General features: G+C 41.3%; 18 protein-coding genes. 6 read left to right on the plus strand and 12 right to left on the minus strand.

Annotated elements, in window-relative coordinates; genetic code table 11:
- Positions 1 to 65: 65 nt before the first annotated feature.
- A complete protein-coding gene (gene dnaJ, locus SOI81_RS00180; protein ID WP_002119101.1) occupies positions 66 to 1,178 on the plus strand; it encodes a molecular chaperone DnaJ in 1,113 nt (370 codons plus the stop codon).
- A gap of 114 nt (positions 1,179 to 1,292) precedes the next feature.
- On the opposite strand, the gene SOI81_RS00185 is transcribed toward dnaJ, so the two are convergent.
- Positions 1,293 to 1,652: a hypothetical protein gene (locus SOI81_RS00185; protein ID WP_320541076.1), complete on the minus strand. Its 360-nt coding sequence runs from the start codon at positions 1,650 to 1,652 to the stop codon at positions 1,293 to 1,295.
- A gap of 183 nt (positions 1,653 to 1,835) precedes the next feature.
- Here SOI81_RS00185 and dapB point away from each other — a divergent pair, with 183 nt between their 5' ends.
- Together dapB and SOI81_RS00195 are read left to right on the plus strand one after the other, a co-directional pair.
- A complete protein-coding gene (gene dapB / locus SOI81_RS00190) occupies positions 1,836 to 2,657 on the plus strand; it encodes a 4-hydroxy-tetrahydrodipicolinate reductase (protein WP_239968722.1) in 822 nt (273 codons plus the stop codon).
- A 50-nt stretch (positions 2,658 to 2,707) separates the two neighbouring features.
- On the plus strand, positions 2,708 to 3,361 hold the full coding sequence (locus tag SOI81_RS00195) for an START domain-containing protein (protein ID WP_320541077.1): 654 nt from the start codon (positions 2,708 to 2,710) through the stop codon (positions 3,359 to 3,361).
- A 42-nt stretch (positions 3,362 to 3,403) separates the two neighbouring features.
- On the opposite strand, the gene SOI81_RS00200 is transcribed toward SOI81_RS00195, so the two are convergent.
- Complete coding sequence (locus SOI81_RS00200; protein ID WP_320541078.1) at positions 3,404 to 4,594, minus strand: MFS transporter; 1,191 nt, start codon at positions 4,592 to 4,594, stop codon at positions 3,404 to 3,406.
- 4 nt (positions 4,595 to 4,598) lie between these two features.
- Positions 4,599 to 5,402 carry a 2,5-didehydrogluconate reductase DkgB gene (dkgB, locus tag SOI81_RS00205; RefSeq protein ID WP_320541079.1) on the minus strand — a complete coding sequence of 268 codons (804 nt, stop codon included), beginning with the start codon at positions 5,400 to 5,402 and terminating at the stop codon, positions 4,599 to 4,601.
- A gap of 120 nt (positions 5,403 to 5,522) precedes the next feature.
- On the opposite strand from dkgB, the gene SOI81_RS00210 reads away from it, so the two are divergent.
- Positions 5,523 to 6,425 (plus strand): LysR family transcriptional regulator, encoded by a 903-nt coding sequence (locus SOI81_RS00210; protein ID WP_016142664.1) that lies wholly within the window; start codon positions 5,523 to 5,525, stop codon positions 6,423 to 6,425.
- Here the strand turns inward: SOI81_RS00210 and SOI81_RS00215 are convergent.
- Positions 6,409 to 6,783, minus strand: a complete 375-nt coding sequence (locus SOI81_RS00215) for a hypothetical protein (protein ID WP_320541080.1) — start codon at positions 6,781 to 6,783, stop codon at positions 6,409 to 6,411. The two genes, SOI81_RS00210 and SOI81_RS00215, sit on opposite strands and share 17 nt — an antisense overlap.
- Before the next feature lie 90 nt (positions 6,784 to 6,873).
- Between SOI81_RS00215 and SOI81_RS00225 the strand changes: the two genes are divergently transcribed.
- The gene (locus SOI81_RS00225) at positions 6,874 to 8,298 is read left to right on the plus strand and encodes a PLP-dependent aminotransferase family protein (protein WP_320541082.1); all 1,425 of its coding nucleotides are present in this window, start codon (positions 6,874 to 6,876) and stop codon (positions 8,296 to 8,298) included.
- A gap of 2 nt (positions 8,299 to 8,300) precedes the next feature.
- Here SOI81_RS00225 and ahr read toward each other — a convergent pair whose 3' ends face one another.
- From ahr to SOI81_RS00265, 8 genes are all read right to left on the minus strand, one after another.
- Positions 8,301 to 9,329: an NADPH-dependent aldehyde reductase Ahr gene (ahr, locus tag SOI81_RS00230; protein WP_320139358.1), complete on the minus strand. Its 1,029-nt coding sequence runs from the start codon at positions 9,327 to 9,329 to the stop codon at positions 8,301 to 8,303.
- Positions 9,330 to 9,366: 37 nt separating this feature from the next.
- On the minus strand, positions 9,367 to 9,927 hold the full coding sequence (tag, locus tag SOI81_RS00235; RefSeq protein ID WP_239968714.1) for a DNA-3-methyladenine glycosylase I: 561 nt from the start codon (positions 9,925 to 9,927) through the stop codon (positions 9,367 to 9,369).
- 30 nt (positions 9,928 to 9,957) lie between these two features.
- Positions 9,958 to 10,203, minus strand: a complete 246-nt coding sequence (locus SOI81_RS00240) for a hypothetical protein (protein WP_001287364.1) — start codon at positions 10,201 to 10,203, stop codon at positions 9,958 to 9,960.
- Positions 10,204 to 10,212: 9 nt separating this feature from the next.
- The gene (gene lytH / locus SOI81_RS00245; RefSeq protein WP_016142669.1) at positions 10,213 to 10,749 is read right to left on the minus strand and encodes a M23 family metallopeptidase; all 537 of its coding nucleotides are present in this window, start codon (positions 10,747 to 10,749) and stop codon (positions 10,213 to 10,215) included.
- 47 nt (positions 10,750 to 10,796) lie between these two features.
- The gene (gene mutY, locus SOI81_RS00250) at positions 10,797 to 11,831 is read right to left on the minus strand and encodes an A/G-specific adenine glycosylase (RefSeq protein ID WP_320541083.1); all 1,035 of its coding nucleotides are present in this window, start codon (positions 11,829 to 11,831) and stop codon (positions 10,797 to 10,799) included.
- Between the two features lie 142 nt (positions 11,832 to 11,973).
- Positions 11,974 to 12,336: an HIT family protein gene (locus SOI81_RS00255; protein WP_016142671.1), complete on the minus strand. Its 363-nt coding sequence runs from the start codon at positions 12,334 to 12,336 to the stop codon at positions 11,974 to 11,976.
- 184 nt (positions 12,337 to 12,520) lie between these two features.
- Positions 12,521 to 13,258 carry a dienelactone hydrolase family protein gene (locus tag SOI81_RS00260; RefSeq protein WP_320541084.1) on the minus strand — a complete coding sequence of 246 codons (738 nt, stop codon included), beginning with the start codon at positions 13,256 to 13,258 and terminating at the stop codon, positions 12,521 to 12,523.
- A 171-nt stretch (positions 13,259 to 13,429) separates the two neighbouring features.
- Complete coding sequence (locus SOI81_RS00265; RefSeq protein ID WP_000490267.1) at positions 13,430 to 13,588, minus strand: DUF1328 domain-containing protein; 159 nt, start codon at positions 13,586 to 13,588, stop codon at positions 13,430 to 13,432.
- Between the two features lie 194 nt (positions 13,589 to 13,782).
- On the opposite strand from SOI81_RS00265, the gene SOI81_RS00270 reads away from it, so the two are divergent.
- Complete coding sequence (locus SOI81_RS00270; RefSeq protein WP_016142673.1) at positions 13,783 to 14,241, plus strand: YcgN family cysteine cluster protein; 459 nt, start codon at positions 13,783 to 13,785, stop codon at positions 14,239 to 14,241.
- The last annotated feature ends 54 nt before the right edge of the window (positions 14,242 to 14,295 follow it).

Below are 14,295 nucleotides of genomic sequence, written 5' to 3' on the forward strand. Positions count from 1 at the left end.
GCTAAAGTCCCCCATTTAGTCGGCAATAGAGTATTGATAAAATTCCGTGAGGAGCACCGCCAAAAATGGCTAAACGTGATTATTATGAGGTTTTAGGCGTTTCAAAAACCGCAAGTGATGATGAGATCAAAAAAGCCTACCGTAAATTGGCGATGAAATATCATCCTGATAGAAACCCTGACAATGCCGAAGCTGAAGAGAAATTTAAAGAAGCTGCTGAAGCTTATGAAGTTTTATCGGACAGTGAAAAGCGTAGCATGTACGATCGCATGGGTCATAATGCGTTCGAAGGCGGCTTTGGCGGCGGCGGTGGCGGCTTCGGCGGATTTAGTGCCGAAGACATTTTCAGTCAGTTCGGTGATATCTTCGGTGGTGCATTCGGTGGTGGTGGACGTCAACAACGTCAACGTCGCGGATCAGATTTACGCTATGTAATGGAACTTACCCTTGAAGAAGCTGTAAAAGGGGTGAAAAAAACCATTACCTTTACTGCTCCTGCACCATGTGATGTGTGTGATGGTAAAGGTTCTAAAAATCCAAAAGATGTTGAAACCTGTAAAACTTGTCATGGTTCAGGACAAGTACGTATGCAGCAAGGTTTCTTCTCTGTACAACAAACATGTGGTACGTGTCGTGGCCAAGGTAAAATTATTAAAAATCCTTGTCAGGCATGTCATGGTTCAGGTGTAGCTGACCGTCAACAAACGTTGGAAGTTACCATTCCAGCGGGTGTAGATAATGGTGACCGCGTTCGTTTGAGTGGTAAAGGCGAAGCAATTCGTGATGGCCAATCAGGTGACTTGTACGTTGAAGTTGTAGTTCGTGAACACGAAATTTTCCAACGTGACGGTGCCGATCTTTATATGGATGTACCAGTAAGCATTGCTGATGCTGCACTTGGTAAAGAAATTGAAATTCCAACTTTGGAAGGTCGCGTTAGCTTGAAGATTCCTGAGGGAACTCAAACAGGTAAATTATTCCGCTTACGTGGCAAAGGCGTTCGTCCAGTACGTAGCAGCATGGTGGGTGATTTACTCTGCCGTATTGTGGTCGAGACTCCAGTCAACCTAAATTCTCGTCAACGTGAATTACTTAAAGAGTTACAAGCTTCTTTTGATGGCGAAGACAGTGCTTCTTCACCGAAGAAAAAATCATTCTTTGATCGTTTGTTCGATTAATGCTTGATTAGACAAGAAATTAAAAAGAAGGCGGATATTGATAAAATATCCGCCTTTTTATTGCGCTGATCTATCTTATTATTTTTATTCTGCTTAAAAGAAAATGACTACTGCTTACTCTGTAGGGTGAGCAACATCAATGTCGTCAATACTTACAGTCGGTTCGCTAGAAGCAAAAGTAGGAGCATTTTCGTTTACTGGTACGGCTACTGCTTCTGCCTGTACAGCTACTTTCGGTGCTTCTGCTGTTGTTTCGCCAATAATCGGGTCAATATCTTCAACTTTAACGTCAGCATTGGCATCAGTTGCTACAGTTTGAGCTGTAGGTGTTGCTGTTTGAGTACTTACGTTTGTTGTAATACGCGCTTTAGATAAGCTTTCTAATGTGTCTCCTGGCTGGATTGCTGGCTCTGCAAATGCCATTGAACTCATCATCCCCATCATCGCTGTAAAGCCAATAATTCTCGAATGCATGTTTAACTCCTTATAGTCATCTTTTTTTCATTCGTGGCCCGTAGTGTGCAGATCAATTCTTTAACTTTTGTGAAAACAGATTAAATTTCAGTTCATCTCAAAAAATAATTTTTACTTTTTATCGGGAGCAAAGAGTTTTGATATAGTAGACAAATTACGTAAAACAGAAGATTGAGAAGGATTATGTCAGCAGCTCCACGCATTGGTATTTTAGGTGCAGGCGGTCGTATGGGCCGTACGCTTATTCAAGCAGTTCAACAGGCAGGTTATCAATTAGCTGCTGCAGTAGAGCGTCCAGAAAGTAGTTTGGTGGGCACTGATGCAGGTGAGCTTGCTGGTATTGGTTCAGTGGGTGTAAAGGTTTCAGGAAACTTGGCAGATGTTTTGAAAGACTGCGATGTAATCATTGATTTTACCGCACCAGTTGCAACTGCTCAGCACTTAAAGCTTTGCCGTGAAGCTGGGGTTGCCATGGTTATTGGTACAACAGGTATGTCAGATGAGCAAAAAGCTGAGTTAGACGAAGTTGCTACTCATACACCTGTGGTTTACGCTGCGAACTATTCTGTGGGTGTAAATGTATCAATCAAGTTACTTGAGCTTGCAGCAAAAGTATTTGGAGATACAGTAGATATTGAAGTCATTGAAGCTCATCACCGTCATAAAGTAGATGCGCCGTCAGGTACAGCGTTAATGATGGGTGAAGCGATTGCAGATACTTTAGGCCGTAACCTAAAAGAAGTTGCTGTTTATGGCCGTGAAGGACATACAGGCCCACGTGATCGTCAAACGATTGGTTTTGAAACTATTCGCGGTGGTGATATTGTTGGCGAACACACGGTTATGTTCATTGGTGAAGGTGAGCGCGTTGAAGTGACTCACAAAGCAACGAACCGTATGAACTTTGCTGCTGGTGCAGTGCGAGCTGCTGCATGGGTTGTGGGCCGTGAAGCACGTAAATATGACATGAAAGATGTTTTAGGATTGAACGACGTACAGGTTTAAAACCCTGTACGCATTCCATGTGTAGCGAGAAAAACAAGATAGAGCAGAACATGAATAAAAAACAAATTGCCTTGACCACTCTTCTTTGCTTGAGCAGCCTCTGGACGGGGGCTGCTTCTACAGAAAAAGCTAAATTAAGCTTAAATCGCAATAATATTAAAGTCTGGACTTATCAAAAGCCCGATAATCCAGTCTTTCAATATAAAGCAGAAACGACTTTTGATGTGCCACTTGAACGCGCTGTCGCTGTGATTTTAGATGTAAATCGTGCTGACCAATGGGTGCCTTATATGGGCAAAGTTCAGATGTTGTCTCAAGATGAGAAAAAGGGTGAATTTACGCTATATATGGTGTTGGATTTTCCGTTTCCTTTAAAAGATCGTGATGTGGTTGTAAAAGGAAAAATGAGCAAAGCCGCAAATGGCGTTGTGACAATTAAAAATACTGCAATTAGCGGAAATTATCCGATACAACCCGATGTAGTGCGTTTGACACATTATGAAGGGGACTGGACATTCCAGAAAGTTGCAAATAATAAGGTGAAAGTAACCACCAGTGGTTATGCAGATCCTGCTGGTTCAATTCCATTGAGCTTTGTGAATATGTTTGTTCAACAACAGCCTTACCAGATGCTGCTTAAAATGAAGCGGGAAGTGATGAGTCCGATTTATGAACAACCCAAATTACCAGAAATCTTAAAATAAATAACTTAAAAAAAAGCGCCTGATTTCAGGCGCTTTTTTTTATTAATCTGAACACTGTTGTAATGTTTGGACGGGACTACTTTCGCGTTTGATTTGGAATAAAACCAATAACAAACCTAACCCAGCCAACAATGCACCAGCAAATGATACTGCGCTATAACCCCAACCTAAATCGAGTACTAACGCTCCTGCTGCGGCACCGACTGCATTACCTAAGTTAAATGCACCGATATTTACTGAAGATGCAAGTCCAGGAGCTTCATGTGCGACTGACATGACACGCATTTGCAAAGGTGGTACTAAAGCAAAGGTTGCTGCACCCCAGATGACTAATGCAACGGCTGCTCCAATCTGGCTTTGTGCAAGGATGGGGAAAGTCACCATCATGATAATCAACAGAACCAAGAAACCAATCAGAGTTTTGTTGATAGATAAGTCTGCAAAGCGACCGCCTAAATGGTTACCAATCGAGAAACCTACACCAATCAACACCAACATAAAAGTAATAAAGGTCGGTGAAGCATGGGTAAATTCAGTCAAGCTTGGCGCAATATAGGTATAAAGCGTAAACATTGCACCTGCACCGAGTACGGTGGTGAGTAGCGCAAGGACCACAGGAGTACGCGTTAACACCTTCAACTCGGCTTTCACATTTGGCTTTTGGGCAACCATGCCTGATGGCAGAGCTTTCCATAAAGCGAGCATCGTAATCACACCAAGCAAGGAAATCGCAAGGAAAGACATACGCCAGCCAATGTTTTGCCCAACCCATGTTGCCAAAGGCACACCACCAATATTCGCAATGGTTAAGCCCATAAACATGGTGGCTACAGCGCTAGCTTGTTTATGTGCGGGCACAATGCTTGCTGCCACAACAGAGCCAATCCCGAAGAAAGCACCATGATTCAGGCTTGTGATGAGACGCGCACCTAATAAGCTCATATAGCTTGGTGAAAATGCTGCGATCAGGTTACCTATCGTAAAGATCGCCATGAGGAAAATAAGCGCATTACGTCGTGCAAAACCACCAAACCAGAGGGTCATGAAAGGTGCACCGAGCATGACGCCAAGTGCATAACCTGTAATTAACATTCCGGCCGTTGGAATTGAAATCCCTAAATCATGAGCGATATTTGGCAACAATCCCATTGGTGAGAATTCAGTAGTGCCAATGGCAAAGGCACCAATTGCCAATGCCAATAACGAGAACGCCGTATTTGATTGAGTGTTCATGAGTTTAGTCCCAAACTGGTGCCCATGGTTCTGGGCTAACTTCACGACTGTTACGATCAAGTCCGGCAATCATTTGCATTTCAGCTGAAGTTAACTCGATATCCTGTGCTTTTAAATTACTGATCAGGTTTTCACGTTTAGTCGAAGATGGAATAACTGCAAAACCACGTTGCAATGCCCATGCCAGTGCAATTTGCGCTGTCATTGCTTGATGAGCTGCTGCAATCTCCGCTAAAACAGGGTCTTGAAGCACTTTACCGTACGCAAGCGTCATATATGAAGTGACATCAATATTCTTCTCTTGTAAGAAATTCACAAGTTTATGGTTTTGAAGATAAGGACTTAACTCAATCTGGTTGGTTGCAATATGCTCTGCGCCAATTGTGTCAATTGCTTGTTGGGTAAGCTCAATATTGAAATTTGAAATACCAATTTGTTGAGTAAGACCTTGTTGTTTCGCTTCAAGTAACAGTTGCATGATTTCAGGAATTGAAACGCCTAAATCTGGGGCTGGCCAGTGAATCAAAGTGAGGTCGACATGGTCAGTACGAAGCTTTTGTAAGCTTTCTTTTAAGCTCGGAATAAACTTATCTTGAGCAAAATTATCTACCCAGATTTTTGTGGTTAAATATAAATCCTGACGTGACACGCCACTTTCAGCAATAGCTTGACCAATCGCCGCTTCATTGTCATAAATTTGAGCCGTATCAATTGCACGGTAACCTACATCTAGTGCATTTTTAACAGAATCAATCACCGCTTGTTCTTTAAGACGGAAAGTTCCTAGTCCAAAACGAGGGATATTCATGTGTTCACCTGAATTTAAATAATTGTTTAACTTGAGGTGCATTTTGCTTTTTTTATTGTTGCGAAAAAATAGATGAATAAGCAAAATATCTTTGATCATTAGTCAATAATGGAATAAGACATGAAATCAACAATTGAAGAACTGGTTGCCTTTATCACAATTGTTGATACAGGTTCATTTGTGGCGGCAGCAGAACATCTAAAACAAACACCTTCAGGGGTTAGCCGATCTTTAACACGTTTGGAAGCAAAACTTGATGTGACTTTGCTAGAGCGGACTACGCGTAAACTGAAACTCACCCAAGAAGGGCAACAGTTTCTGGTCAAGGCTCGTAAAATTTTAAATGAGTTAAATGCGGCCGAAGAAGAATTACAAAAGTCTGATCAAGGTACTGCCGGGCTTATTCGTGTTGATTCTGCCACACCATTCGTTCTGCATGTCATTGCGCCATTAATGCATAAGTTCCGCGAGTGTTATCCTGATATTGAAATTGAACTCAATAGTAATGATCAGGTGATTGATCTCTTGCAGCATAAAACCGATGTTGCATTTCGATTTGGGGAACTTAATGATTCAAGTCTTCATGCCAAATTAGTGTGTAAAAGTCGTTTATATATTGTGGCAAGTCCTGACTATTTAGCGATTAAGGGAACACCGACACAACCTGAACAACTCGAACAACATGATCTGATCGGTTTTACTAGACCTTCATATATCAATAGTTGGCCAATTAAAGTCGGCGATGAATATTTTTTTGCACAATCAAAAATTAAAGCATCGAGTGGAGAGACAGTACGCCAACTTACGATTAGAGGACATGGTATTGCACGTTTATCGGAATTTGAAATTTGGAAAGATATTGAAGAAGGGCGATTAATTGCTTTATTTGAAGACCAAATTGAACATCAATATCAAAGCATCCATGCTGTGTATTATCAACAAGAGCATCTACCAAAACGAATCCGTTTATTCATTGAATTTTTGGCAGAACGGTTAAAAGATGGCTTTAAAAACGCTCTCTAAAAGAACCATAGACATCACTTGGAAAATGAACTTCTAAAAGAAGAGTAACTTGTCCTTGTGATGTTTGTTGCGACAGAAAATAACTTTTTTGCTGTTCTCGGCAGCTAAAGTACAATTTTGAATAAACCGAGTTCATCATCACAACTTCATTTGAGTTATTACGTTTATATTGATAATGAGAAATCGTACTGGTCTTGTCATCAGTGCTTTTCTCCATTTTATAGTCTTGTTGGTTAGTCATTTTTAAATAACCTTCAATGAGACTTTGACAAACCGCATGTCGGTACTGCTCATCTTTTGGATGCGGTTGGCAGCCTGCTAAAAAAATAGAAAATAAAAATATAGCTTTTAATTTCATGATCTTGCTAATTTGTAAGTTGATTTCCATAGCCTAAAGGTGTTCTATAAACCAGTACAGATACAGAAATTTTTAAAAAAGCAGCACAGAATGACTTTCCAATATCAGGCTCTTGCCAATCAATTAGCACATCGAATTTATCAAGATGAGCTTAAACCTCATCAGAAGCTTATTTCTTTACGTGATTTTGCTCGTCAGCACGGCATTAGTTTAAGTACAGCAAAAAGTTGCTATGAATTGCTTGAGGCGAGGGGACTCATTTATGTAAAACCGAAGTCAGGTTATTTTGTGGTCGCACGCACTCAATCTGGTCCTATTCCTGATAGCCCAGATTTTTTGTCTTTACCTCGACAAGTCTCAAATCTAGAGCTGCATAACCAAATTCAAGAAGCTGCATTACAGAGCCATCTCGTACCTTTGGGTTCGATTCAGTTAACGCCTCATTTCATTCCAGTGGAAGGTTTACGTCGTTCTATTCAAAGGTCTTTAAAAAATTGCCAGCCACAAGACTTTCTTTACTGTAATAAACAAGGGCATGAGCAATTAAGAAAAGCACTATCTGATCACTGGCGTGAAGACGGTATCTTTATCGCAGCAGAGGATATTTTTATTACCAATGGTTGTATGCCAGCCTTGTCTTTAGTGATTCAACATCTAACAGACGTCAGGGATAGTATTTTGATTCCGACGCCTACTTTTAATGGGCAATTACAGCTTTTAGCAGGCTTAAAACGGCAGATTATTGAAATTCCTGCACATCATCGAGGTATTGATCTTGAGCGCTTAGAATCATTTATGAAGCAAGGTTTGGCTAAAGTTTGCTTAATGACAGCCAACTATCAAAACCCTTTGGGATATTGCTTAAGTAATGCAGAAAAACAAAAGATTGCCGAATTAGCTGCAAAGTATCAGTGTTTTATTATTGAAGATGATATTTATGGGGAGTGTGGTTACAGTGGTGAGCGACCATTACCTATACGTTATTGGGACCGTGAAGGCTATGTGATTTGGTGTGGATCAGTTTCTAAGTCATTGTCGAGTGCGTATCGGGTAGGGTGGTTCTGTTTAAGTGTGAAGCTACAGCACTTAAGGCTTGAGCTGTTGGCTAGTAATATTGGAGTGAATACACCCCTACAATTAGCTCTAGCTGATTTTATTTATAGTCGTGGTTATAGAGAACATTTAGAGCAACTACGACCAAATTTAATGCGCCAAGTCGAGGAGTACCGTAGTTGTATTTTAAATGCCTTTGAAGGTATTCCAATTGCGCTGAGCCAACCAGAAGGTGGTTATGCATTATGGATGCAATTACCTAAAACTGTAGATAGCTTGGCGCTCTATTACACTGCAAAATCACATGGAATTACTGTAGTTCCAGGTCATGTTTTTGGTGAGGATGAACGATATCGGCATTTTATTCGTTTAAATGCAGGCCATGAGCTAACAGCGGATGTCCGTCAAGCGATTAAAGACTTGGCGGACTGGTCACGACAACAGATGAAAACGGTAAGTTAATTTTATTCTGCGAAGTCTGCTTTAAGCACAATACGGTAGCGTGCCTGACCTGAGTGTAGACGTTCAATGGCTTCATTGAGCTGTGACATTGGAAATAGCTCAATTTGAGGCGCGATTTTTTTACGTGCAGCAAACTTTAAAAGCTGACGTAGTGCAGCAGGTGAGCCTGTAGGTGAACCAGTCACTGACTTAGCGCCATCAATGAGAGAGCCGACAGAAACAGGAACAGGCTCCAGCGTGAGTCCCAAGAAGTGTAAAGAACCGTTTGGTGCTAGCGTAGAAATGAAAGCACGCCAGTTTAAGGTCACATTCACAGTACTCAGCAATAAATCAAATTTACCCTTTTGAGCTTTTACTGCATCTGTATCGCGGCTATTTACCACATGGTCGGCTCCCATTGCTTTGAGTTCTTCTGTTTTATCTGGGTTAGAACTAAAAGCAGTGATTTCACAGCCCCAAGCTTTGAGTAGCTTAATAGCTATATGACCTAAGCCACCAATACCAATCACACCGACATGATGTGTTGCTTGAATCTTATGTTTAAGGAGTGGGTCAAAAACAGTAATTCCACCGCAAAGTAGGGGACCTGCACTTTCAGCGTCTAAATCGTCAGGGAGGGGAATAGCCCATTGCCAACCTGCACGGACCTTATCGGCAAATCCACCGGCATGTCCCACGATTGTTGCGACATTTTCACCCGTACAAAGTACTTGCTGACCACCAATACATTCATCACAGGCTTGGCAACTTTCAGCTGTCCAGCCAATACCAACACGTTGCCCAATTTGTAGACCTTTGGCTTCTGAGCCCAAAGCAACAATTCGTCCAATAATTTCATGGCCCGCAACCACAGGGTATATAGTTGAGCGCCATTCGTTGTTAAGAACAGCAATATCGGAATGACATAAACCACAATATTCAACTTTTACCTCAACCTGATGCGGTTGTAATTCACCTGCATCAAATTGGTAAGGAACTAGTTTTTCACCTGCCTGCATTGCAGCATAAGCCTGAATCGTATTATTGCTCATCGGAACTCCTTAAGCGGATTTGAACCGTTCTGGTGGGTTATGAAGCCTTGAATTGACAATTATTTTCATGATCATCGACCATACCTACTGCCTGCATAAAAGCATAGCAGGTGGTTGGACCGACAAATTTGAAACCATTCTTTTTAAGCGTTTTAGAAAGCTTTACGCTCAGTTCGGTTTGAGCAGGGGCCTGACGGTAATCTATAACATCATTGTGTTGAGGCGTTGCATCTACAAACTGCCAAAGCCATTTAGGAACATCACCAACTTGTGCTTTGAGCGCTTGCCAAGCAATTGCATTATCACGAATGGCTTTGAGTTTGCCTAAGTGGCGAATTAAGCCTGCATCTGATAATTTTAATTCTAAAAAATCATCCGTAAATGAAGCAATTTCTGCAATCGGGTGATTAAAAAAGTGCTGACGATAGCTTTCTCTTTTTTTCAGTACGGTAATCCAAGATAAGCCGGCTTGTTGACCTTCAAGACAAAGCATTTCAAATAGTCGAGCTTCGTCGTGTTCTGGTTTACCCCATTCTTCATCATGATAGGCAATATAAAGTGGATCATTGGAACACCATCCGCAGCGTTGAGTTTTCATGATGATGCTCCTTATATTTATCTTAGAATTTTAAAGTTTGAATAACACCCATTCATTTGGGCGAGTGTCCCAATAATATAGTTCAGCTTGAGTTAAGTCTTCAAACTTTAGCCAAAAGTCTTTACCAACTTTATCTGAAAAACCAGTACTGATTAGTAGGGCATCATCGCTGATTTCCATGATCCAGCCTTGATAGCTATTGCCATTTAAAATGATCTTTTGCTGGTTACCAGACTCGGCAAACTCTACTAAGCGATTGATCAGCGCTTCCGACATAAAATGTTCCTAGCGTAAATATGAATAAGGATTAACTGCACCACGTCCTTTACCGTTGAGGTAAAGACCATAATGAAGATGAGGTGAAGTATAACGCGCATTGCCGGTATTGCCGACATAGCCAATTAGTTCGCCCTTTTTGACGTAGTCACCTACATTTAAGCCACGTTTGTGTCCATCAAGATGAGCATAATAATGCCATGTCCCTGCCGGGCCTAAAATCCAGATGACTTTGCCACCGAGATTATTATTGCGAAGATCGGCAACGAGCCCTTCGGTTGCACTGTATACTTTGGTTCCACGTGGAGCCAAAATATCAATTCCTTCGTGACTGCGCCCCTGACTACGAGCCGCACCCCATGTGTCTTTTAATTCATCTCGATCGATACCCTTTACTGGTACAGGTAGTCGATTTGGAAGCTGCATACTTTTAAGTTTAAAGACCTGAGCAGGTGGAAGTGGGGCAGGTTTTTTAGGTGCACTGGCACAGGCAGCCAATAGAATAATCAGAAAACCAAGTGAGAAGTGAGAAACAAAACGTCGCACGAAATACTCCCTGTCACAGCCATATCAAAATTATTTTGCTCACTATGTCACGAACGGCTTGTCGAGATCAATTTTTTCATAGCGGTTGGAACCCCTCTGGCAATGGCTTGTTCTGGACTTAACCATTGGCCTTCAAGTTCAAAGGCTAGATGTTCTTTTTGATCAGGTTCCACGTGGAACGTGTGAGCATTAAGTAACCATGTGAAGTGCGTGAAGCTATGACTGATCTGAAAGGTTTGTGGTTGAGGCTGTAGTTTAAATTGCTGGCTTAAGCTCAGTCGATCATGTTCATTTTCTAAAATAGGTAAACAGAATAAACCACCCCATAGGCCATGGGCTTGGCGTTGTTGCCAGAACCATTCATCTTCACACTGAATAATAAGAACATCTGCTGTTTTAACAGGTGGTGTTTTTTTCGGTTTCTTAAAAGGTAATTCTTGCTCTAAACCTTGCTGATAAGCCTGACAATGTGCTTGCATTGGACAGTATAAACATAGCGGCTTTTTAGGCGTACAAATGGTTGCGCCGAGATCCATGATCGCCTGAGTGTAATCATGATTACGATGTGTCGGGCAAAGCTCTGCAGCGAGTTTCCACATTTCACGTTCGTGCTGTGGTTTACTTAAGTCATCTTCAATGGCAAAGAAACGGGCTAAGACGCGTTTTACGTTGCCATCCATAATGACGCCGTACTGACGTAAACCCAAAGACATGAGTGCACCTGCTGTAGAGCGACCAATGCCGGGTAGTGCAATCCATTCTTCTAGTGTTTCAGGGAACTTACCTTGCTGAGTGACAAGGCCAGCAGCTTTATGCAAATTGCGTGCACGAGCGTAATAGCCGAGACCCGCCCAATAAGGAGCGACTTCATCCCAAGTTGCATGACCTAAAGCTTCTACTGTTGGGAAGCGTTCCATAAAGCGGTCAAAATATTGCAGAACCGTTTTCACTTGAGTTTGCTGCAACATAATTTCAGAAACCCAAACTTTGTACGGATCATCTGCAACTTGCCAAGGCAAATCATGACGACCATGTTGATCGAACCAGTTTAAGAGGGCATCAGAAAAAGAAAATTCAGGCATGAACAGCTATAGAAGAGAAGTAAGGGTTAAATTATAGCTGAAATTTAGATGAAATTTTGTTTAAAGCAGGCGAACAGCGAGAGTATGTTAAAACAGAGATTACCGGATAATGAGTAATCTCTGTTTCATGTATAAAAAAGGATTAATCCTTTTGTATGCCCCAACGTTGGTCGAGTTTCAACGGTTGGTTTTTGTAGTACGGAATGACATGAATGTGGAAATGATCTGAATTTTGTCCGAACACTTCACCATCATTGAAGCCGATATGGAATCCGTCTGGCTGATGGCGAAGCTGTGTTTCGTGACGAGCAATTTCAAGAAGTGTAAGTAGCCCTTGGTGTTCTTTAGATGTGATGTCAAAAAAAGAACGAACGTGACGTAGGGGTGTTACTACACAGTGGCCTTTAGATAACGGATTAGAATCAGGCAAAATTACAGCAAATTCATTTTTATCAATGATGTCATATTCATCAAATTCGCAATACGGACATTTCTTGTCAGTCATTGTTGTATCCTCTCATGTTATTCCATTAAACCCCGAGTGCGGGAAATAAGACTAGGCTTTGCTCTAGCTCAACGGGAGTATAGTTATTGAAGTATGGTTTAAAAAATACAGTAAAAATATTGCAAAGTCATATACATTTAAGGGAGCAAATGCGAAAAAGTCATTTGCTCCAAATTTGCTTCTTTTATTTTAAAGTACGATCTAGCAAACCGTACATTTTAGCAAGGCCTTGTTTTTCCGCTTCGCTGCTGTAGCCAAGATCTACACCGTTCGCCTTAGCTTTTTCATCTGCAAGCGGGTTACTAAAGCCATGTTTAGCACCTTCTAAAACCACTACTTCGTGTTTAACCTCAGCAGCTTGCATTTCTTTTTCAAAATTAGCAACATCTTCTAAGGTGACCATACTGTCTAGTTCACCATGTAGAACTAAAACTTCACCTTGAATGTTACCTTTTTGAGCAGGCGCCTTCGGTGCTAATGTCGCATGGAATGTTACGACTGCTTTAAGTAGTGCACCTGAGCGAGCAAGGTCTAATACAACTTTACCGCCATAGCAAAAGCCAATTGCGGCTAGTTTTTCGCTATTTACTTCTGGTTGAGCTGCAAGCGTTTGTAGCGCTGCGTTAGCACGATCAGTAACTGTGTCTAATTCTTCAAATGTCTGCATCATCCATTCATAGGCTTGAGCTGCAGTTGAGGTGACTTTTTTATCGCCATACATGTCAATAGCAAGAGCGGCATACCCGTGTTCAGCAAGCTCACGTGCGCGTTGTTCAGTATATTCATTACGGCCCCACCACTCAGGACCAATAATGATACCCGGTACAGGTTTTTCACTCTCTGGAGCTGCAAAATAACCAATTAATTGGCTGCCGTCTGGTGCAGTATATTGAATTTCACGGGTTTTAATTGCTGTACTCATGACATTAATCCTGAAATTTGACTCGATTTAAACACGCTTGATTAAAGCATAAAAAGGTAAAATTAATATAAATAACTATGTAAGAATCTACATCAAAAGAAAAGATTGAAAACCTCAGGCAATAAAAAAGAAGGAAACTGGTTCCTTCTTTTTTATGTGCTAATGATTAGATTAGGTTCTGCCTCGCGAAATGAAACCAATAACAGCGAGAATTACAGCTATGACTAATAAAATCACGGCAAAGTCTTTAGATAACCCTGCAACACCACCAAACCCTAATAGACTGGCAATGAGTGCAATCACTGCAAAAATTATTGCCCAACGGAACATATGCTGTCCTCCTTATTTTTTCATTGTTGTTTAACTATAAAGCTTGTTTTTTGAACCGAATGTGTCGTTTATGTGGTTGAAATGTATATTAAACAATCATTTTGTGATTCTAAAAACACGACTTCTTTTTTTAGCACCATCCACTTCAATGTTATACTCATACACTGTTTCAACTATTCAGCTACTAAAAACCTATGTCTACCGAGACCTCACTTCGTCCATTGTTTTGGAAAAATTACACGCTTGAGCAACTGACTCAGGCTGAGTGGGAAGCTTTGTGTGATGGGTGTGGTTTGTGCTGTCTGGTTAAGCTAGAAGATGAAGATACCCATGAGGTGGCTTATACCAAAGTGGCGTGTAAGTTACTTGATTGCGGTACAGGGCGTTGTTCAGATTATCCAAATCGTCAGCAGCAAGTGCCAGACTGTTTACAGTTAACGGTAGAGTCTTTAAAGACCATTCACTGGTTGCCATCAAGCTGTGCATATAAGCGTTTAAATGAAGGCAAAAATTTACCTTCATGGCACTATTTAAATACGGGTTCGAGACAAAGCGTAGTTAAGGCGAAAAAGTCAGTTGCAGGACGTTGTCTATCTGAGGTTGATGTCCATGAAGATGAGCTTGAAGATTATATTGTGCGATGGGTGCGTTAATTCGCTCTTAAAAGAGCGGTTTTAATTACAGCGTATAATAAAGTAACACTTTTA

Source organism: Acinetobacter pittii, assembly GCF_034067285.1.
GTDB classification, from domain to species: domain Bacteria; phylum Pseudomonadota; class Gammaproteobacteria; order Pseudomonadales; family Moraxellaceae; genus Acinetobacter; species Acinetobacter pittii_E.

Bases quoted from the DNA above. Each gene is read 5' to 3' on its own strand.
- dnaJ (WP_002119101.1), top strand. From the start codon at position 66: ATGGCTAAACGTGATTATTATGAGGTTTTAGGCGTTTCAAAAACCGCA.
- SOI81_RS00185 (WP_320541076.1), bottom strand. From the start codon at position 1,652: ATGCATTCGAGAATTATTGGCTTTACAGCGATGATGGGGATGATGAGT.
- dapB (WP_239968722.1), top strand. From the start codon at position 1,836: ATGTCAGCAGCTCCACGCATTGGTATTTTAGGTGCAGGCGGTCGTATG.
- SOI81_RS00195 (WP_320541077.1), top strand. From the start codon at position 2,708: ATGAATAAAAAACAAATTGCCTTGACCACTCTTCTTTGCTTGAGCAGC.
- SOI81_RS00200 (WP_320541078.1), bottom strand. From the start codon at position 4,594: ATGAACACTCAATCAAATACGGCGTTCTCGTTATTGGCATTGGCAATT.
- dkgB (WP_320541079.1), bottom strand. From the start codon at position 5,402: ATGAATATCCCTCGTTTTGGACTAGGAACTTTCCGTCTTAAAGAACAA.
- SOI81_RS00210 (WP_016142664.1), top strand. From the start codon at position 5,523: ATGAAATCAACAATTGAAGAACTGGTTGCCTTTATCACAATTGTTGAT.
- SOI81_RS00215 (WP_320541080.1), bottom strand. From the start codon at position 6,783: ATGAAATTAAAAGCTATATTTTTATTTTCTATTTTTTTAGCAGGCTGC.
- SOI81_RS00225 (WP_320541082.1), top strand. From the start codon at position 6,874: ATGACTTTCCAATATCAGGCTCTTGCCAATCAATTAGCACATCGAATT.
- ahr (WP_320139358.1), bottom strand. From the start codon at position 9,329: ATGAGCAATAATACGATTCAGGCTTATGCTGCAATGCAGGCAGGTGAA.
- tag (WP_239968714.1), bottom strand. From the start codon at position 9,927: ATGAAAACTCAACGCTGCGGATGGTGTTCCAATGATCCACTTTATATT.
- SOI81_RS00240 (WP_001287364.1), bottom strand. From the start codon at position 10,203: ATGTCGGAAGCGCTGATCAATCGCTTAGTAGAGTTTGCCGAGTCTGGT.
- mutY (WP_320541083.1), bottom strand. From the start codon at position 11,831: ATGCCTGAATTTTCTTTTTCTGATGCCCTCTTAAACTGGTTCGATCAA.
- SOI81_RS00255 (WP_016142671.1), bottom strand. From the start codon at position 12,336: ATGACTGACAAGAAATGTCCGTATTGCGAATTTGATGAATATGACATC.
- SOI81_RS00260 (WP_320541084.1), bottom strand. From the start codon at position 13,258: ATGAGTACAGCAATTAAAACCCGTGAAATTCAATATACTGCACCAGAC.
- SOI81_RS00265 (WP_000490267.1), bottom strand. From the start codon at position 13,588: ATGTTCCGTTGGGCAATAATTTTTGCAGTGATTGCACTCATTGCCAGT.
- SOI81_RS00270 (WP_016142673.1), top strand. From the start codon at position 13,783: ATGTCTACCGAGACCTCACTTCGTCCATTGTTTTGGAAAAATTACACG.